This window comes from Bradyrhizobium sp. CCBAU 45389, assembly GCF_028128625.1.
Classification (GTDB): Bacteria; Pseudomonadota; Alphaproteobacteria; order Rhizobiales; family Xanthobacteraceae; genus Bradyrhizobium; species Bradyrhizobium liaoningense_B.
Map to the genome: position 1 here is coordinate 1 of NZ_LBIY01000010.1, position 17,567 is coordinate 17,567.

Annotated in this window: 17 protein-coding genes; 14 read left to right on the forward strand and 3 right to left on the reverse strand. The window is 65.4% G+C overall.

Annotation, left to right across the window (positions count from 1 at the left end; all coding sequences use genetic code 11):
• Positions 1-317: 317 nt before the first annotated feature.
• From XH79_RS05520 to fabZ, 11 genes are all read left to right on the forward strand, one after another.
• Positions 318-1,313, forward strand: a complete 996-nt coding sequence (locus tag XH79_RS05520) for a 30S ribosomal protein S2 (RefSeq protein WP_211411005.1) — start codon at positions 318-320, stop codon at positions 1,311-1,313.
• A gap of 133 nt (positions 1,314-1,446) precedes the next feature.
• Positions 1,447-2,370 carry a translation elongation factor Ts gene (tsf, locus tag XH79_RS05525; protein WP_212336033.1) on the forward strand — a complete coding sequence of 308 codons (924 nt, stop codon included), beginning with the start codon at positions 1,447-1,449 and terminating at the stop codon, positions 2,368-2,370.
• 60 nt (positions 2,371-2,430) lie between these two features.
• The gene (gene pyrH / locus XH79_RS05530) at positions 2,431-3,147 is read left to right on the forward strand and encodes a UMP kinase (protein WP_211411007.1); all 717 of its coding nucleotides are present in this window, start codon (positions 2,431-2,433) and stop codon (positions 3,145-3,147) included.
• Between the two features lie 66 nt (positions 3,148-3,213).
• On the forward strand, positions 3,214-3,777 hold the full coding sequence (gene frr / locus XH79_RS05535) for a ribosome recycling factor (RefSeq protein ID WP_057756077.1): 564 nt from the start codon (positions 3,214-3,216) through the stop codon (positions 3,775-3,777).
• Positions 3,778-3,789: 12 nt separating this feature from the next.
• Entirely contained in the window at positions 3,790-4,548 is a 759-nt protein-coding gene (locus XH79_RS05540) for an isoprenyl transferase (protein WP_271580987.1), read from the forward strand.
• Entirely contained in the window at positions 4,545-5,387 is an 843-nt protein-coding gene (locus XH79_RS05545) for a phosphatidate cytidylyltransferase (protein ID WP_271580988.1), read from the forward strand. The genes XH79_RS05540 and XH79_RS05545 overlap by 4 nt, the downstream gene beginning before the upstream one ends.
• 4 nt (positions 5,388-5,391) lie before the next feature.
• Positions 5,392-6,615 carry a 1-deoxy-D-xylulose-5-phosphate reductoisomerase gene (gene dxr, locus XH79_RS05550; protein WP_212336037.1) on the forward strand — a complete coding sequence of 408 codons (1,224 nt, stop codon included), beginning with the start codon at positions 5,392-5,394 and terminating at the stop codon, positions 6,613-6,615.
• 44 nt (positions 6,616-6,659) lie between these two features.
• The gene (rseP, locus tag XH79_RS05555; RefSeq protein WP_271580989.1) at positions 6,660-7,811 is read left to right on the forward strand and encodes an RIP metalloprotease RseP; all 1,152 of its coding nucleotides are present in this window, start codon (positions 6,660-6,662) and stop codon (positions 7,809-7,811) included.
• 174 nt (positions 7,812-7,985) lie between these two features.
• Positions 7,986-10,526 carry an outer membrane protein assembly factor BamA gene (bamA, locus tag XH79_RS05560; RefSeq protein WP_212336039.1) on the forward strand — a complete coding sequence of 847 codons (2,541 nt, stop codon included), beginning with the start codon at positions 7,986-7,988 and terminating at the stop codon, positions 10,524-10,526.
• Between the two features lie 136 nt (positions 10,527-10,662).
• The gene (gene lpxD / locus XH79_RS05565; protein ID WP_271580990.1) at positions 10,663-11,730 is read left to right on the forward strand and encodes a UDP-3-O-(3-hydroxymyristoyl)glucosamine N-acyltransferase; all 1,068 of its coding nucleotides are present in this window, start codon (positions 10,663-10,665) and stop codon (positions 11,728-11,730) included.
• On the forward strand, positions 11,727-12,188 hold the full coding sequence (gene fabZ, locus XH79_RS05570; protein WP_183238958.1) for a 3-hydroxyacyl-ACP dehydratase FabZ: 462 nt from the start codon (positions 11,727-11,729) through the stop codon (positions 12,186-12,188). Before lpxD ends, fabZ begins: the two co-directional genes overlap by 4 nt.
• Positions 12,189-12,211: 23 nt before the next feature.
• Here the strand turns inward: fabZ and XH79_RS05575 are convergent, their stop codons facing one another.
• Positions 12,212-12,535, reverse strand: a complete 324-nt coding sequence (locus tag XH79_RS05575; RefSeq protein ID WP_271580991.1) for a KTSC domain-containing protein — start codon at positions 12,533-12,535, stop codon at positions 12,212-12,214.
• Between the two features lie 159 nt (positions 12,536-12,694).
• Between XH79_RS05575 and lpxA the strand changes: the two genes are divergently transcribed.
• From lpxA to lpxB, 3 genes are read left to right on the forward strand one after another with little or no spacing between them, the layout of a single operon-like run.
• On the forward strand, positions 12,695-13,486 hold the full coding sequence (gene lpxA / locus XH79_RS05580) for an acyl-ACP--UDP-N-acetylglucosamine O-acyltransferase (protein WP_271580992.1): 792 nt from the start codon (positions 12,695-12,697) through the stop codon (positions 13,484-13,486).
• A gap of 19 nt (positions 13,487-13,505) precedes the next feature.
• A complete protein-coding gene (locus XH79_RS05585) occupies positions 13,506-14,363 on the forward strand; it encodes an LpxI family protein (RefSeq protein ID WP_271581132.1) in 858 nt (285 codons plus the stop codon).
• The gene (gene lpxB, locus XH79_RS05590; protein ID WP_271580993.1) at positions 14,360-15,538 is read left to right on the forward strand and encodes a lipid-A-disaccharide synthase; all 1,179 of its coding nucleotides are present in this window, start codon (positions 14,360-14,362) and stop codon (positions 15,536-15,538) included. Before XH79_RS05585 ends, lpxB begins: the two co-directional genes overlap by 4 nt.
• A gap of 139 nt (positions 15,539-15,677) precedes the next feature.
• Here lpxB and XH79_RS05595 read toward each other — a convergent pair whose 3' ends face one another.
• Both XH79_RS05595 and XH79_RS05600 read right to left on the reverse strand, forming a co-directional pair.
• A complete protein-coding gene (locus XH79_RS05595) occupies positions 15,678-16,445 on the reverse strand; it encodes an SDR family NAD(P)-dependent oxidoreductase (protein ID WP_271580994.1) in 768 nt (255 codons plus the stop codon).
• The gene (locus XH79_RS05600) at positions 16,442-17,551 is read right to left on the reverse strand and encodes an ABC transporter ATP-binding protein (protein WP_271580995.1); all 1,110 of its coding nucleotides are present in this window, start codon (positions 17,549-17,551) and stop codon (positions 16,442-16,444) included. Before XH79_RS05600 ends, XH79_RS05595 begins: the two co-directional genes overlap by 4 nt.
• Positions 17,552-17,567 lie beyond the last annotated feature (16 nt).

Genomic DNA, 17,567 nt, shown 5'->3' on the forward strand with positions numbered 1-17,567 from the left:
CCCCGGGTGGCCGTGGCCCCACCGCGTCCGGCGGCACCTCCGCCACGCCCGGCGGCCCCGCCGCCTGCCGCCAAGAAGTGTCCGCCCAACCAGCCGAAGTGCTAGATGGTACGGCGGTACTGACGGAATAGGGGCCTTTCGCGGGCGAAAACCGCCCCCGAAAGGCCCTTATTTCCTTGCTTCTGGCCGAAATTGCGCTATAGAGCGCGCCATCTCACACGGAAACATGGCTCACAAGGCCGTCCGGTGGCAACCGGGGCGAGAAGGCTCCGTTTTGCTCACACGTTTCCGGAGGAACCAACCGGAGAATTAGAAACATGGCACTGCCCGATTTCACTATGCGTCAGCTGCTCGAAGCTGGCGTGCACTTTGGTCACCAGTCTCACCGCTGGAATCCGAAAATGGCTCCGTTCATTTTCGGCACCCGCAACAACATCCACATCGTCGATCTCGCCCAGACCGTGCCGATGCTGCACCAAGCCCTCCAGGCCGTCAGCGACACGGTGGCCAAGGGCGGCCGCATCCTGTTCGTCGGCACCAAGCGCCAGGCGCAGGACGGCGTTGCCGACGCGGCCAAGCGCTGCGCGCAGTATTTCGTCAATTCGCGCTGGCTCGGCGGCACGCTGACCAACTGGAAGACGATCTCGGCCTCGATCAAGCGCCTGCGTCACCTCGACGACGTGCTCTCGGGCGGCGAAGCCAATTCCTACACGAAGAAGGAGCGCCTCACGCTTCAGCGCGAGCGCGACAAGCTCGACCGCTCGCTCGGCGGCATCAAGGACATGGGCGGTCTGCCCGACCTGATCTTCGTGATCGACACCAACAAGGAAGACATCGCGATCCAGGAGGCCCAGCGCCTCAACATCCCGGTCGCCGCGATCGTCGACACCAACTCGGACCCGAAGGGCATCACCTATGTGGTCCCCGGCAATGACGACGCCGGCCGCGCCATCTCGCTGTATTGCGATCTCATCGCGCGTGCGGCCATCGACGGCATCTCGCGCGCCCAGGGCGATTCGGGCATCGACATCGGTGCTTCCGCTCGTCCGCTCGCCGAAGAGCTGCCGGCGGCGTCCTCGAGCGGCTTCCAGGGCCTCGCTGGTCCCCGCGGCACCGCCGACGACCTCAAGAAGCTCCCGGGCGTGTCGGGTGCGATCGAGAAGAAGTTCAACGACCTCGGCATCTTCCACTACTGGCAGCTCGCCGAGCTCGACCACGACACCGCGCACACGATCGGCGAAGAAGTCGGTCTGCCGAGCCGCGCGGATGCGTGGGTGGCCAAGGCCAAGGCGCTGACCGCGGAAGCGGAATAGTCAAAACGAGCGATGGGTTGGCCGGATAGGATCCGGCCACCATTTCAGTTGACGCGAATCCCTGAGATGGACCGCGGCGGGGCGATTGGATGCCACGCCGCGGCAAACCGGCAGGCACAAAGGATTTTCAACGATGGCAACGATCACAGCTGCGATGGTCAAGGACCTGCGCGAATCGACCGGCGCGGGCATGATGGACTGCAAGGCCGCGCTCACCGAGAACAATGGCGACATGGAAGCGGCGCAGGACTGGCTGCGCAAGAAGGGCCTGTCGAAGGCCGCCAAGAAGTCGGGCCGCGTCGCGGCCGAGGGCCTGATCGGCGCGCTCACCAAGGGCACCAAGGGCGTCGTGGTCGAGGTCAACTCCGAGACCGACTTCGTCGCGCGCAACGGCCAGTTCCAGGGCCTCGTCAAGATGATCGCCCAGGTCGCGTTCGACGCCGGTGCCGACGTCGAGAAGATCAAGGCCGCCAAGGTCGGCGACGTCACGATCGAAGCCGCCATCAATGATGCGATCGCCACCATCGGCGAGAACATGACCCTGCGTCGCGCTGCTGCCCTCGAGGTGAAGCAGGGCGTGGTGTCGCACTACGTCCATGGCGCGGTCATCGACGGCGCCGGCAAGATGGGCGTGATCGTTGCGCTGGAATCGCCCGGCAAGGCCGACGAACTCGCAGCGCTCGGCCGCCAGATCGCGATGCATGTCGCCGCCGCCAACCCGCTGGCGCTCGATCCGTCCGGCCTCGATCCGGCGGTGGTCAAGCGCGAGAAGGACGTGCTCGCCGACAAATATCGTCAGCAGGGCAAGCCCGAGAACGTGATCGAGAAGATCGTCGAGTCCGGCCTGAAGACCTACTACAAGGAAGTTTGCCTGCTCGAGCAGGCCTTCATCCACGACACCGGCAAGTCGGTGGCGCAGGCGGTGAAGGAAGCCGAGGGCAAGGTCGGCGGCGCAGTGAAGATCGCCGGCTTTGTGCGCTATGCTCTCGGTGAGGGAATCGAGAAGCAGGAAAGCGACTTCGCAGCCGAGGTCGCGGCGGCCAGCGGCAAGAAGTAAGCGCCGGAACGTTCCTTCCGGCGTGCCGCCGGAAGCGGCGCCCGGACAAGGAAAGTGCTCATGACTGATCCGGTCTATCGTCGCGTCGTGATCAAGCTGTCCGGCGAATATCTCGCGGGACAGCAGGGGTTTGGCATCGATCAGCCGACCGTGGACCGGGTTGCGGACGATCTGATCGCCGCCCGCAAGCTCGGCACCGAGGTGGCGGTCGTGATCGGCGGCGGCAACATGGTCCGCGGCGTCGAGGTCTCGTCCCGCGGGGTCTCGCGCACCACCGGCGACACCATGGGCATGCTCGCCACCATGATGAACTGCCTCGCGCTGGAAGCGGCGATCGAGCGCAAGGGCACGCCGGCGCGGACGCTGTCGGCCTTCGTCATGCCCGAGATTTCCGAGCTGTTCACCCGTACCGCGGCGCACAAATACCTCGCCGAAGGCCGGATCGTGCTGCTCGGCGGCGGGACTGGCAACCCGTTCTTCACCACCGATACGACCGCGGTGCTGCGCGCCGCCGAGATCGGCGCGGAGGCGGTCCTGAAGGCGACCAATGTCGATGGCGTCTACTCGGCCGACCCGAAGAAGGATCCGAGCGCCACGCGATTCGACCGGCTGACGCATTCGCAGGCGATCGAAGGCGGCTACAAGGTGATGGATGCGACCGCCTTCGCGCTTGCCCGCGAGACGTCGCTGCCTATCATCGTGTTCTCGATCGCGGAGCCGGGCTCGATCGGTGCGATTCTGCGTGGTGTCGGCCACGGAACCATCGTCGCCGGCTGACGGCTCAGCTGCCGTGCCTCAAGGGAAGGCACGGTGAGGTCGCCGGGATTTTGAAGGAGAAACGTGATGGCCACGGGTAATTTCGACCTCAACGAAGTGAAGCGCCGCATGCAGGGCGCCGTCGCCTCGCTCAAGCACGAGCTTGGCGGTCTGCGCACGGGGCGCGCGTCGGCCTCGATGCTCGATCCCGTGCAGGTCGATGCTTATGGCAGCCACATGCCGCTCAATCAGCTCGCCACCGTCAGCGTGCCCGAGCCGCGCCTGATCTCGGTGCAGGTCTGGGACAAGTCGATGGTCAAGGCGGTCGAGAAGGCGATCGTCGATTCCAATCTCGGCCTGTCGCCCGCGACCGAAGGCCAGGTGTTGCGCCTACGCATCCCCGAGCTCAACGAGGAGCGCCGCAAGGAGCTGGTGAAGGTGGCGCACAAATACGCGGAAGCCGCCAAGGTCGCAGCGCGCCACGTCCGCCGCGACGGTCTGGACGTCCTCAAGAAGCTCGAGAAGAATCACGAGATGTCGGAGGACGACCAGAAGCGTCATGCCGACGAGGTGCAGAAGGCGACCGACGGCACCATCGCCGAGATCGACCAGCTGCTCGCCGCCAAGGAAAAAGAAATCCTCACCGTTTGAGGCATCGCCTTCATGTCCAACGTCGCCGCGCCAGCAACGGAAGGGCCTGACCGGTCCGACGCGCCCGCGCATGTCGCCATCATCATGGATGGCAACGGGCGTTGGGCGGCCGCGCGCGGCCTGCCGCGTGCAGAGGGGCATCGCCGCGGCGTCGAGGCCCTGCGCCGCGTGGTGCGCGCCTCGCACGAGCTCGGCATCCGCTATCTCACCATCTTCTCCTTCTCGTCGGAGAACTGGTCGCGTCCGGCGAGCGAGATCGGCGATCTCTTCGGTCTGCTCCGCCGCTTCATCCGCAACGATCTGGCGAGTCTGCATCGCGACGGCGTCAAGGTCCGCATCATCGGCGAGCGGGACGGGCTCGAAAGCGATATCTGCGCGCTGCTCAACGAGGCCGAGGAGCTGACGCGCGACAACACGCGCCTCACGCTCGTCGTCGCCTTCAACTACGGCTCGCGGCAGGAGATCGCAAAGGCGGCGCAGAAGCTGGCGCGCGAGGTTGCCGAAGGCAAGCGCGATCCTGCCACGATCGATGCCGAGACGCTCGGCGCGCATCTCGATGCGCCCGACATTCCCGATCCCGATCTCATCATCCGCACCAGCGGCGAGCAGCGCCTGTCGAATTTCCTGATGTGGCAGGCCGCCTATAGCGAGCTCGTGTTCGTGCCGATCCACTGGCCCGATTTCGACAAGGCGGCGCTGGAGGGCGCGATCGCCGAATTTGCCAGGCGCGAGCGCCGTTTCGGCGGCCTGGTCGCGAAAACCGCCTCGTGAGCGAATCCGACACCGCACCGGCGGGCGCCAAGCCTGCCCCGAGCAATCTCGTGCTGCGCGTCCTCGCAGCGCTGGTGCTGGCGCCGCTGACCATTGCGATCGCCTATGCCGGCGGCTGGCTGTGGGCGCTTCTCGTCACCCTGGTCTCGATCGGGCTGTTCGCGGAATGGCTGATGGTGGTGGGCGCGGGATCAGCCGCGCTGACCGGGGCAGGGACGATCGTCATCGCCATGATGGGAGCCGCCGTCGCTTTTGGCGCGCTCAAGACCTCCGTCGTCACCGGCCTCATCGGCGGTGCGATCGTGATGCTGATCGCGCGGGGCAAGTTCTTATGGGCAGCCACCGGTTTCGCCTATGCATCGGCGGCGCTGCTGGCCTCGATCCTGGTGCGGAAGGACCTCGTCAACGGCTTCTCCGCACTGATGTTCGTGCTGCTCGTGGTGTGGGCGACCGATATCGGCGGCTATTTCGCAGGCCGCGGCATTGGCGGGCCGAAGCTGTGGCCGCGGGTGAGCCCGAAGAAGACCTGGGCCGGAGCCCTCGGCGGCTTTGCCGCCAGCCTTGCGGTCGCCACCGGCTTTGCGGCTTTCGGGGTCGGGAAGGCGATCCCGCTGCTGCTCGTCAGCGCCGTGCTCTCGGTGGTGTCGCAAGCCGGCGACCTGTTCGAATCCGCGGTGAAGCGGCGGTTCGGCGTCAAGGATTCCAGTCACTTAATTCCCGGCCATGGCGGGCTTATGGACCGCCTGGACGGCTTTGTTGCCGCCATCCTGGCGGCCTGGTTTATCGGCTTTCTCCGTCACGGTGTGCATAGCGCCGGAAGCGGTCTTATGGTTTGGTGAGGATATGAGCGCCGTTCCCTTGCGTAATAACAGGCTTGCTGCGTCCGACATTCGCAGCGTCACAGTCCTCGGTGCGACCGGTTCGATCGGCGACAGCACGATGGATCTGCTGCGCGCCTCGCCCGAGCGCTACCGCGTCGAGGCCTTGACGGCGAACGGCAATGTCGAGGCGCTGGCCAAGCTCGCGAAGGAATTCAACGCCCGCTTCGTGGCGATCGCGGACAGCTCAAAGCTCGGCGAGCTCAAGGCTCTGCTTGCGGGAACGAGCACCGAATGCGGCGCCGGTGAAAGCGCGGTGATCGAGGCTGGCGCGCGTCCCGCCGATTGGGTGATGGCAGCCGTCAGCGGCGCTGCCGGGCTGAAGCCGGCTCTCGCCGCAGTCGATCGCGGCGCGCATGTCGCGCTCGCCAACAAGGAATGCCTCGTCTGCGCCGGCGATTTCTTCATGCAGCGCGCGGCAAAAGCAGGCGCCTGCATCCTGCCGGCCGATTCCGAGCACAATGCGCTGTTCCAGGCATTGGCATCGGGCAATCGCGACGAGCTGGTCCGGGTCATCATCACCGCCTCGGGCGGCCCGTTCCGGACCTGGAAGCCGGCGGACATCGAGCAGGCGACGCTCGAACAGGCGCTGAAGCATCCGAACTGGAGCATGGGCCAGAAGATCACGATCGATTCCGCCTCGATGATGAACAAGGGCCTCGAGGTGATCGAGGCGTCCTATCTGTTCGCGCTCTCGCCCGACGAGATCGACGTGCTGGTGCATCCGCAGTCGATCATCCACGGCATGGTCGAGTTTTCCGACCGCTCGGTGATGGCGCAGCTCGGCGCGCCCGACATGCGCACCCCGATCGCCCACTGCCTCGGCTGGCCCGATCGCATCAAGGGCCCGGCCGCCAAGCTCGACCTCGCCAAGATCGGCCAGCTCACCTTCGAGGCGCCGGATTTCGAGCGGTTCCCGGGACTGCGGCTGGCCTACGATTCGCTGCGGACCGGGAAGGGGGCCACCACGGTCTACAATGCCGCCAACGAGGTCGCGGTCGCGGCCTTCATCGCCGGCAAGATTCGGTTCGGCGCCATTGCCCGGCTGGTCGAGGCGACCCTGGATGACTGGATCCGGGGCGGGAACCAGGCGCCCCTGACGTCAGCCGATGATGCAATCTCTGTTGACCATGTTGCTCGAAATAGAGCTGCCGCCCTATTGCCTCAAATTGCCTTAAAGGCATCCTAGTTGGTTCGGGGCCAGGGCCTTGCGGCGCTGGGTGAGGGAAATCGATGATCGACTTTTTTGTCCATAGTTTCAATGCATTGAGCCATGGGCTCCTCGGCTACGCGGTTCCCTTCCTGTTCGTCCTGACCATCGTGGTGTTCTTCCACGAACTCGGCCATTTCCTGGTCGCGCGCTGGGCGGGCGTTCGGGTGTTGACCTTTTCGCTCGGTTTCGGACCGGAGCTGATCGGTTTCAACGACCGCCACGGCACCCGCTGGAAGATCTCGGCGATCCCGCTTGGCGGCTACGTCAAGTTCTTCGGCGACGAGAGCGAAGCCTCGACACCGTCGGCCGAGACGCTTGCGGCCATGACGCCCGAGGAGCGTGCCGGCAGCTTCCACCATAAGAAGGTCGGCCCGCGCGCGGCCATCGTCGCGGCCGGACCGATCGCCAATTTCATCCTGGGCGCGCTGATCTTCGCCGGCATGGCCCTGTACTACGGCAAGCCGAGCACGATCGCGCGCGTCGACGGCGTCGTCGCCGATGGCGCGGCGGCGGCGGCCGGCTTCAAGATCGGGGACGTCGTCGTTCAGATCGACGGCAAGCCGATCGAGAGCTTTGCCGACATGCAGCGAATCGTCGCGATGAACGCCGGTTCGACACTTGCGTTCCAGGTGAAGCGTGACGGCGCCATCGTGTCGCTGTCTGCGACCCCGGCGCTGCTCGAGCGCAAGGATCCGTTCGGGAACAGCCACCGTGTCGGCGTGCTCGGCGTCGAGCACAAGACGCAGGCCGGCGAGGCCTCGACCGCACCCGTCGGTGTCGGTGAAGCGCTCAAGATCGGCGTGGAACAGGTCTGGTTCATCATCACCAGCACCTTCAAGTTCCTGGGCTCGCTGTTTGTCGGGCACGGTAACCCGAACGAGGTCAGCGGCGTCCTTGGCATCGCGAAGATGTCGGGGCAGGCGGCCAGCGCCGGGTTCCAGTTCGTGATCAACCTCTGCGCAGTGCTGTCGGTGTCGATCGGTCTCTTGAACCTGTTCCCGATCCCGCTGCTCGATGGCGGTCACCTTATGTTCTATGCGGCCGAAGTGGTTCGCGGCCGGCCCTTGTCCGAGCGGACTCAGGAGATGGGGTTCCGAATCGGGCTGGGTTTGGTGCTGATGTTGATGGTGTTTGCGACCTACAACGACATCCTGCGGATGGCAGCTTCCTGATAGGGGCTTTTTTGTGGCGTTGCTGTTGAGCAACGTCCTGGAATGAAATTGAAATTACGGCGCTTTCGGCCGTTTGCGGCGTCGGCGAAATTGGCTACAAGCGGCCTGAACTTGGGGAATCTCCAGACCGGCGTTGGGGTGGGTCTGGCACGGAATGATAAGGGCGCGTTGCGCATGAAGTTTGGACTGCGACTCCGGGGGGGCTTGCTCGCAACCCTGATCATGTTCGGCGCGCCGGTGGTTGCCCCGGTCGGGGCTGTTTTTGTGTCTTCGTCTGCGCTCGCTCAGACCGTCCAGTCGATTTCCGTCGAAGGAAATCGCCGCGTCGAGGTGGAGACGATCCGCTCCTATTTCAAGCCGGGTCCGGGCGGCCGCCTGGATCAGGGCGCCATCGATGACGGCCTCAAGGCGTTGATCGAGACCGGCCTGTTCCAGGACGTCAGGATCAACCGCGGCTCCGGCGGCCAGATCATCGTCTCCGTGGTGGAAAACCCGGTGATCGGGCGCATCGCCTTCGAGGGCAACAAGAAGATCAAGGACGAGCAGCTCACCTCCGAGGTCCAGTCCAAGGCGCGCGGAACCTTCTCCCGCGCCATGGTGCAGTCCGACACGCTGCGAATCGCCGAAATCTATCGCCGCTCCGGCCGCTACGACGTGCGCGTCACGCCCGAAGTCATCGAGCAGCCGAACAATCGCGTCGACCTCATCTTCACGATTGTGGAAGGCTCCAAGACCGGCGTGAAGTCGATCGACTTCGTCGGCAACGTCGCGTTCTCGTCCTACCGCCTGCGGGACGTCATCAAGACGCGCGAATCGAACCTTCTCAGCTTCCTCGCCAGTGGCGACATCTACGATCCCGATCGTGTCGAGGCTGACCGGGACCTGCTGCGCCGCTTCTATCTCAAGAACGGTTTCGCCGACGTCCAGGTCGTGGCCGCGCTCACCGAATACGATCCGGAGAAGAAGGGCTTCAACGTCACCTTCAAGATCGAGGAAGGCTCGCAGTATCGCGTCGGCGCGGTCGATTTCCGCTCCAGCATTCCGAACTTCGATCCGTCTTCGATGCGGGCCTATTCGCGCGTCGGTGTCGGTTCGCTCTACAACGTCGAATCGGTCGAGAAGTCGGTCGAGGAGATGCAGATCGAAGCCTCGCGCCGCGGCTATGCCTTCGCCGTGGTCCGTCCCGGCGGCGACCGCAATTTCGAGGCGCACACGGTGTCCGTCGTGTTCAACATCGACGAGGGCCCGCGCACCTATATTGAGCGCATCAACCTGCGCGGCAACACCCGCACACGCGACTACGTCATCCGCCGCGAGTTCGATATCTCCGAGGGCGATGCCTACAACCGCGCACTGGTCGATCGCGCCGAGCGGCGCCTGAAGAACCTCGACTATTTCAAGAGCGTCAAGATCACGACCGAGCCCGGCTCGTCGAGCGACCGCGTCATTCTGATCGTCGACATGGAAGAGAAATCGACCGGCGACTTCTCGATCTCGGGCGGTTACTCCACGACCGACGGCGCGCTCGCCGAAGTCTCGATCTCCGAGCGCAACCTGCTCGGCCGCGGCCTGTTCGCCAAGGCGTCGGTGACCTACGGCCAGTATGCGCGCGGCTATTCGCTGTCGTTCGTCGAGCCCTATCTGCTCGACTATCGCGTCGCGCTCGGCCTCGACCTCTATCAGCGTCAGCAGCTGTCCAACAGCTACATCTCCTACGGCACCAAGACGCTCGGCTTCTCGCCCCGTCTCGGCTTCTCCTTGCGTGAAGATCTGGCGCTCCAGCTGCGCTACTCGATCTATCAGCAGGAAATCACGCTGCCGTACTACCTGGCGAACTGTAACAACAATCTGGGCACGTCGGCATTCAACCCGAGCCCGGCCTTCGCCAATGCGCAGACGCCGCCGATCGACCTGAGCTCGACCAACGGCCTCGGCTGCTACTTCGACGGCGAGGCCTCGCTGCCGGTGCGCAAGGAGCTTGCCAACGGCAAGACCCTGACCTCGGCGCTCGGCTACACGCTGACCTACAACACGCTGGACAACAACAAGAACCCCACCGACGGTCTGCTCGTCGACTTCCGCCAGGACTTCGCCGGCGTCGGCGGCGACGTCTCCTACCTGAAGTCGGTGATCGACGCGAAGTACTACACCCCGCTGGTGTCTGACATCGTCGGCCTCGTGCACGTGCAGAGCGGCATGCTGAACAAGATCGGCAGCAACGATCTGCGCATGCTCGATCACTTCCAGATGGGCCCGAACCTCGTCCGCGGCTTCGCCCCGAACGGCATCGGTCCGCGCGACATCAACCCGTACGACACGCAGGACGCGCTCGGCGGCACCAAGTACTGGGGCGCTTCGCTCGAATTGCAGATGCCGTTCTGGTTCCTGCCGAAGGAAGTGGGTCTGAAGGGCGCGGTCTATGCCGACGCCGGCGGTCTCTACGACTACAAGGGACCGACGACGTGGAGTGTGACTAACGAAATGACCACGCCGTCCAACTCGGGCTGTACTCCGTCGACGACCAATCCGGCGACGCCCGGAACCTGTACCGGCCTGATCTATGACGACAGCAGGGTGATCCGCTCATCGGTGGGTGTCGGCCTGATCTGGCAGTCGCCATTCGGTCCGCTGCGCTTCGACTACGCCGTGCCGCTCAGCAAGGGCAAGTACGACCGTACCCAGGAGTTCCGGTTCGGCGGCGGCACCACCTTCTAATTCGAACAGCATGGCATGATCCGGCCCCTCAGTTTTCCTGGGGGGCCGATCTCTAAAAAGATCGTGCTCAGTCCATGAGATAAGGCATGATGCGGCCTGACCGCTTCATGCCGAAGCCGGACCGCGACGGGGTGGAATGGCGCAGCCGACCTTCTTCACAAAGCCGCCTGCCACAGCGTTGGCCGACATCGCCACGCTGACCAAGGCGCAATTGGTTGACCCCACGAGGGCCGGCCACGTCATCACGGGCCTGGCTTCGCTGGACGAAGCCGGCCCGATGCACTTGGCGTTCTTCGACAACCTCAAATACGTCGATCAGCTCAGGGCGACCAAGGCCGGGGCTTGTCTGGTGAGCCCGCGCTTCGAGGCCCAGGTACCTGCCCATGTCGCCGTGCTGCGGGTGGCGCAACCGTTCCGCGCCTTCGTCGGGATCGCCCGGCAGTGGCACGGCGATGCGCTGCGCCCGCAGTCCTGGTTCGGCAATGAGGGTATCGCACCGTCCGCCATCATCGACCCCTCCGCCCGGCTCGAGGATGACGTCGTCGTCGAACCGCTGACCGTCATCGGTCCAGATGTCGAGATCGGCAGCGGCACCGTAATCGGCGCCGGCGTGGTCATCGGCCCCGGCGTCAAGATCGGCCGAGATTGCAATGTCGGCGCCCGCACGGCCATCCAGTGCGCGCTGATCGGCAACGACGTGCTGATCCATCCGGGCTGCTCGATCGGCCAGGACGGCTACGGCTTCATCTTCTTCGGCCCCGAGGGCCACCTGAAGGTGCCGCAGACCGGCCGGGTGCTGATCCAGAACAACGTGGAGGTCGGCGCTGGCACCACCATCGATCGCGGTTCCTTGCGCGACACCGTGATCGGTGAGGGCACCAAAATCGACAATCAGGTCCAGATCGGCCACAATGTGACGATCGGCCGGAACTGCCTGCTGGCGGCCCAGATCGGCCTCGCGGGCAGCCTGACCATCGGCGACAACGTGGCGCTGGGAGCAAAGGTTGGCATCAACAATCACCTCAAGATCGGCGATGGCGCCCAGGTCACGGCGATGAGCGGGGTCAAGGACGACATCCCGCCGAACGGTCGCTGGGGTGGCTTCTTTGCCAAGCCGACCAAGCAGTGGTTCAAGGAAATTATCGCGGTGGAGCGCCTGGTACGCGACAGCAGGGCCGATCCGAAGGACGAGGGACGGGAATGACGGAGGAATCGCCTATCAAGTTCGAGCTGGTGGATATCAACGCGATCCTCCAGACGCTGCCGCACCGCTTTCCGATGCTGCTGATCGACCGCGTGATCAACATTCGCGCCGATTACAGCGGCATCGGCATCAAGAACGTCACCTTCAACGAGCCGGCCTTCCAGGGGCATTTCCCCGAGCGTCCGGTCTATCCCGGCGTCATGATGATCGAGGCGATGGCGCAGACGGCGGGCGTGATCGGCATCAAATCGGTCGAGGGCACCGAGAAGCCGCGCGCGGTGTATTTCCTCACGATCGACAAGTGCAAATTCCGCAAGCCCGTGCTGCCCGGCGATACCATCGAGTATCACATGCGCTCGCTCGGCCGCCGCAAGACCATGTGGTGGTTTCACGGCGACGCCAAGGTCAACGGCCAGGTGGTTGCGGAGGCCGACGTCGGCGCCATGCTGACGGATTGAGGGAGCAGCTTGCGCGAACGGATTCACGCGTGGCAGTCGTAGCGGCTGCCCGCGGTCGCGCGCCTGATATTTTGGTTGAAGAACTGGCCCATGGACGGTGCGCCCAGGAGGCGGTCGACCGTCTCGGCCGTGACGCCGCAATAGCGGTCATAGGCGCCGCCCGTCACGACGACGAGGTCCTGCCGCGCGCGATCGTAGCAGACCCGCTGGAGCACCGTGCTGCGGGTGATGTCGCGGCACTCGAATGTCCCGAGATCGACGCGGTGGCGCTCGCCGATCTCGATCGTCTCGGAGACAACAGGCGCAGCCGCGAGCTGCGCGAGCAGAACTGCCAGGGCCCTGACCATGATGACTTCAAGCTCCACATGAACACGTTGAAGGGCCGGGACGGCGGCCTCATCCGGCACTTGAAACACGACGAGATGATACGTCACTGGACAGATCGGGCATAGTCGCGCTAACCACCGGAAAACCGAGCGACTTCAACACATAAGCAGATCTTTTTGATGAGTAAGATTGATCCCACCGCACGGGTCGCGGACGGCGCCGTGATCGGCGAGGGCACCGAGATCGGGCCCTTCTGCATCATCGGCCCGAACGTCGTGATCGGCAAAAACTGCAAGCTGATCGGCCATGTGCACGTCACGGCTCAGACCACCATTGGCGACGATTGCACCATCTATCCCTTCGCCTCGCTCGGCACGCCGCCGCAGTCGCTCAGCTATCGGGGCGAGCTGACGAAGCTCAAGATCGGCGCAGGCTGCACCATCCGCGAATCCGTGACCATGAACGCCGGTACCGTCGCCGGCGGCGGCATCACCACGGTCGGTGACCGCGGCTACTTCATGAACTGCAGCCATGTCGGCCATGACTGCCATGTCGGCAACGACGTGATCTTCGCGACGTCGGCAACGCTCGGCGGTCACTGCGAGATCGGCGACTTCGTCTTCATCGGTGGCTTGTCCGCGGTCCATCAGTTTACCCGCATCGGGCCGCAGGTCATGGTGGGCGGCGTCTGCGGCGTGCGCGACGACATCATCCCGTTCGGGCTGGTCAACGGCCAGTATGCGGTGCTCGAGGGTCTCAACATCATCGGCATGAAGCGGCGCAAGTTCACCAAGCAGCGGCTCGCGACGGTGCGCGGCTTCTACCAGAAGCTCTTCCACGGCCCCGGCACGTTTGCCGAGCGGCTCGAGGCGGCGCGGCCGCTCGCAGGGGAAGATCCGGCCATCGCGGAAATCCTCGACTTCATCGGCAAGGGCAAGCGCCCGCTCTGTCTTCCCGCCATCGCGAAGTGAAACCGGGATGGCCGCGGACATGACATCGGCGGCTTCTGAGATTTCATCGCCGGTCGGCGTAGTTGCCGGCGGTGGCGCAATGCCGTTCGCCGTCGCTGAGTCGCTCGCCGCGCGCGGCATCACGCCGGTGCTGTTTCCGCTGCGCGGGGCCTGCGATCCGTCGCGGGTGGAGAAGTTTCGCCACCGCTGGATCTCGGTCGGCCAGCTCGGCCGCGCCATGCGGCTGTTCCGCGAGGAGGGCTGCCGCGACCTGATCTTCATCGGCACCCTGGTGCGGCCTTCGCTCTCCGAGATCCGGTTCGACATCAAGACGCTGCGCCTGCTCGGCAACGTCATCCGCGCGTTTCGTGGCGGCGACGATCATCTTCTCTCCGGTGTCGGCCGCATCCTGGAGCAGGACGGCTTTCGCATGGTCGGCATCAAGGATGTCGCGCCCGACCTCTTGATGCCCGAGGGCTCCATCAGTCGGGCCTGGCCGAACGACAACGCCAAGGCCGACATCGAGCGTGGGCGTGCCGTGCTGACGGCGCTCGGCCCGTTCGATATCGGTCAGGCTGCCGTCGTGATCGACGGCCATGTGGTGGCGGTCGAGGACATCGAGGGCACCGACGCGCTGCTGGCGCGCGTCGCGCGCCTGCGCGAGGAGGGCCGCATCCGCGCAGCCACCGGCCGCGGCGTGCTGGTGAAGGCACCGAAGAGCGGCCAGGATCTGCGCTTCGATCTGCCGACGATCGGCCCGCGCACCATCGAGGGCGTCGCCAAGGCCGGCCTTGCCGGCATCGCCGTCATCGCCGGCAACACGATTGCCGCAGAGCCGCAGGCGATGATCGCGATTGCCGACGCCAAATATCTCTTCGTCATCGGCCTGCCCAAATGATGCAGACTCGCGATCCCAAGCGGAAGATCTTCCTGATCGCGACGGAGGAGTCCGGCGACCGGCTCGGCTCGGCCCTGATGAAGGTGCTGCGCCAGCGCCTCGGCGACGGCGTGCAGTTCGAGGGCGTCGGCGGCCGCACCATGGCGCGCGAGGGACTGGAGACGCTGTTTCCGATCGAGGAGCTGTCGATCGTCGGCTTTGCCGCAGTGGTGCAGCAATTGCCAAAAATCCTGCGGCTGATCCGGCAGACCGTGGACGCCGTGACCGAGGCCGCGCCGGACGCGCTCGTCATCATCGACAGCCCCGACTTCACCCATCGCGTCGCCCGTCGCGTGCGCGCGAAGAATCCTGCGATCCCGGTCGTCGACTACGTCTCGCCGCAGCTCTGGGCCTGGCGGCCGGGACGGGCGCGGACCATGCTCGGCTATGTCGATCACGTGCTCGGCCTGTTGCCGTTCGAGCCGGAGGAATACCGCAAGCTCGGCGGTCCGCCCTGCAGCTATGTCGGCCATCCCCTGATCGAGCAGTTGGCGTCGCTGCGACCGAATGCGGAGGAGCAGGCGCGCCGCAATGGCGAGCCGCCGGTGCTGCTGGTGCTGCCCGGCAGCCGCCGCAGCGAGATCCGGCATCATCTCGACGTGTTCGGCGCAACGCTTGGACGGTTGCAGGCCGAAGGCCGCGCGTTCGAGCTGATGCTGCCGACCATGCCACATCTTGAAACCACCGTGCGCGAGGGCACCGCGAGCTGGCCGATCAAGCCGCGGATCGTGGTCGGCGAGAACGAGAAGCGCGCCGTCTTCCGCCTTGCGCATGCCGCGCTGGCAAAATCCGGCACCGTGACGCTGGAGCTCGCTCTGGCGGGCATTCCCATGGTGACGGCCTACCGTGTCGGCGCGATGGAAGCCTTCATCCTGCGCCGCGCGATCCGCGTTTCCTCGGTGATCCTCGCCAATCTCGTGATCGGCGAGGACGTCATCCCGGAGTATCTGCAGGAGGACTGCACGCCGGAGAAGCTCGCGATGGCACTGTCGGAGGTGCTGACCGACACGCCGCTGCGCAAGCGGCAGGTCGAAGCCTTCGCCCGGCTCGATCAGATCATGTCGACCGGCAACAAATCGCCGAGCGTGCTCGCTGCCGACGTCGTGCTGGCGACAATGCGGAAGGCACGGCGGTAAGCGACGGTCCCGTAGGGTGGGCAAAGCGCAGCGCGCCCACCATTCCCTGCCCGTTGCAGAGAGATGGTGGGCACGGCGCTTTGCGCCTTTGCCCACCCTACGATACCGCACCTGTTGCGCCAGCGCGGCCGGATCGTTCCTAGGCCAATCCGCCGTCGACCCGGAAACATTGACTGGTGATGCGCTGGCTCTCGTCGGATGCGAGAAACAGCGCCGTCCGCGCGATGTCCTCGGGCGTCACCGCATCGGGAATGGCCTGGCGGGTGCGAAATTCGGCGATGACCCGCTCGTCCGGGTACCACAGCCGGCGCTGGCGCTCGGTGATCACCATGCCCGGCGCGATCGCGTTGACGCGGATACGGTCGGGGCCGACCGACCGCGCCAGCGAGTTGGTGAAGCCGACGATGGCTGCCTTCGCAGCGGCATACACCGGCAGCGCCGGCGCGCCGCGCATCCAGGCGATCGACGACATGTTGATGATCGAGCCGCCGCCGCGCGCCTGCATCTGCGGCACCACGGCCTGTGCGGCAAAGAAGACGTGCTTGAGGTTGACGCCGATCGTCCAGTCGAACTCGGCGGGCGTCACGTCCGCGAGCACCTGACGCTGGTCGTTGGCGGCATTGTTGACGAGCACCGCGGCGTCCCCGAGCTTTCGGCGGACCTCGGCCATGGCGGTGTGCAAGGCATCGATGTCGAGGAGGTCGCAAGGTACGAACAGCGGCGCCGTGCCGGACGCGGCCGCCACGTCCGCCACCAGCGCCGCGCCGGCTGCTTCGTCGATGTCGAGGAATGCGATTCGGGCGCCCTGGCCAGCGAAGGCGCGCACGAAGGCGGCACCGATGCCGCTGGCGCCACCGGTAATCAGCACCACGCGGTCCGCGAGGCCGGCATAGCTCGTCATTGTCATGCGATCAGTCGCTCCGTCTCGGGGTCGAACAGGCAGATGCGGCGGGTGTCGAGCGCGAAGGGCGCCACGTCACCCGGCGCGGGGCGGACGTCCGGCGAGATGCGCGCCTGCGCGGGCTCGCCGCCCAGCCGCAGCAACACGATGGTCTCGGCCCCGGTCGGCTCGACCATCTCCACCGGTGCATTGACGAGGATGGGCGCCTCGCCGGAAAACACGCGGCCGCCCTCGGCGATGCATTCCGGCCTGATGCCGACGATCACGTCGCGGCCGACATAGGGCACCGCAACGTCATAGGCCTGGAGGCGCAGACGGACCTCGTCGGGCCGTCCCGCGCCGATCGCGGCCACCAGCCCGCCGGAATCGGTCTCGAGCCGTGCCGGTATCGTGTTCATCGGCGGCGAGCCCATGAAGCGGGCGACGAACAGATTGGCAGGATAACGATACACGGTGTCGGGATCAGCAAACTGCTGCACTACACCCCGATGCATCACGGCGATGCGCGTTGCCATCGTCATCGCCTCGATCTGGTCGTGGGTGACATAGATGATGGTGGCGCCGATACGCTGGTGCAGGCGCTTGATCTCCATCCGCATTTCGACGCGCAGCTTGGCATCGAGATTGGAGAGCGGCTCGTCGAACAGGAAGAGCAGGGGATTGCGCACCAGTGCCCGGCCCATCGCCACGCGCTGGCGCTGGCCACCGGAGAGCTGCGACGGCTTGCGGCCGAGCAATTGCTCGATCTGGAGCAGTTTGGCGACGTTCGCGACCGCCTTCTCCTGCTCGGCCTTGGCTACGCCTCGGCATTCCATGCCGAAGGTGATGTTCTGGCGTACCGTCATCGAGGGGTAGAGCGCGTAGGACTGGAACACCATGGCGATGTCGCGGTCTTTCGGCGGGACATCGTTGACCACGCGCCCGCCGATCTCGACGGTGCCCGCGCTCGGCCGATCGAGCCCGGCGACGATGTTGAGCAGGGTGGACTTGCCGCAGCCGGACGGCCCGACCAGCACGGTGAACTCGCCGCTCTCGATGTCGAGATCGATGCCCTTCAGCACCTCCAGATTGGCGTAGCGCTTGGACAGGGCGCGAATGCTCAGTGCTGCCATGGCAACTCCATTGACG

Coding starts and splice junctions, on each gene's coding strand:
- XH79_RS05520 (WP_211411005.1), top strand. CDS start 318: ATGGCACTGCCCGATTTCACTATGCGTCAGCTGCTCGAAGCTGGCGTG.
- tsf (WP_212336033.1), top strand. CDS start 1,447: ATGGCAACGATCACAGCTGCGATGGTCAAGGACCTGCGCGAATCGACC.
- pyrH (WP_211411007.1), top strand. CDS start 2,431: ATGACTGATCCGGTCTATCGTCGCGTCGTGATCAAGCTGTCCGGCGAA.
- frr (WP_057756077.1), top strand. CDS start 3,214: ATGGCCACGGGTAATTTCGACCTCAACGAAGTGAAGCGCCGCATGCAG.
- XH79_RS05540 (WP_271580987.1), top strand. CDS start 3,790: ATGTCCAACGTCGCCGCGCCAGCAACGGAAGGGCCTGACCGGTCCGAC.
- dxr (WP_212336037.1), top strand. CDS start 5,392: ATGAGCGCCGTTCCCTTGCGTAATAACAGGCTTGCTGCGTCCGACATT.
- rseP (WP_271580989.1), top strand. CDS start 6,660: ATGATCGACTTTTTTGTCCATAGTTTCAATGCATTGAGCCATGGGCTC.
- bamA (WP_212336039.1), top strand. CDS start 7,986: ATGAAGTTTGGACTGCGACTCCGGGGGGGCTTGCTCGCAACCCTGATC.
- lpxD (WP_271580990.1), top strand. CDS start 10,663: ATGGCGCAGCCGACCTTCTTCACAAAGCCGCCTGCCACAGCGTTGGCC.
- fabZ (WP_183238958.1), top strand. CDS start 11,727: ATGACGGAGGAATCGCCTATCAAGTTCGAGCTGGTGGATATCAACGCG.
- XH79_RS05575 (WP_271580991.1), bottom strand. CDS start 12,535: ATGGTCAGGGCCCTGGCAGTTCTGCTCGCGCAGCTCGCGGCTGCGCCT.
- lpxA (WP_271580992.1), top strand. CDS start 12,695: ATGAGTAAGATTGATCCCACCGCACGGGTCGCGGACGGCGCCGTGATC.
- XH79_RS05585 (WP_271581132.1), top strand. CDS start 13,506: ATGACATCGGCGGCTTCTGAGATTTCATCGCCGGTCGGCGTAGTTGCC.
- lpxB (WP_271580993.1), top strand. CDS start 14,360: ATGATGCAGACTCGCGATCCCAAGCGGAAGATCTTCCTGATCGCGACG.
- XH79_RS05595 (WP_271580994.1), bottom strand. CDS start 16,445: ATGACAATGACGAGCTATGCCGGCCTCGCGGACCGCGTGGTGCTGATT.
- XH79_RS05600 (WP_271580995.1), bottom strand. CDS start 17,551: ATGGCAGCACTGAGCATTCGCGCCCTGTCCAAGCGCTACGCCAATCTG.